Annotated in this window: 1 protein-coding gene; it reads right to left on the reverse strand. The window is 34.5% G+C overall.

Annotation, left to right across the window (positions count from 1 at the left end; translation table 11 throughout):
- The coding region (locus V7659_RS19895) for a DUF2185 domain-containing protein (protein WP_335541655.1) at window positions 1-273 on the reverse strand (273 nt) is incomplete at its 3' end.
- Between the last annotated feature and the right edge of the window lie 81 nt (window positions 274-354).

The raw sequence follows: 354 nt of genomic DNA on the forward strand, positions 1-354 counted from the left end.
TTCGTTATCGTAATTACATATTGTATTAACTTGAAAAACTGAATGGTTCTCAGAGTTATCCATATATTCATCACTCTCATCACCAGCAAGAAATCTCCAACCACTATCTGGATTTCCGTTTTGGTATGGTTCTTCTCTATACATAAATCCAACTTTGCAACCATCAACCGTTATTCTATCAGAAGCAATGCAACCCTCTTCAGAGTGGATTAATCGTATAATCTTGTCACCTGGTATGTAGAATTTTTTTGGCTTCTTTTTAAACCTAAACATTTCCTCACTCCTGTTCCATTACATCGTAAATTCGACATTGAAAAAAGAATTTCCTTCTTCAAGTAACCTGCTTCTTTAGTT

Source organism: Neobacillus drentensis, assembly GCF_036966985.1.
GTDB lineage: Bacteria > Bacillota > Bacilli > Bacillales > Cytobacillaceae > Neobacillus > Neobacillus drentensis_E.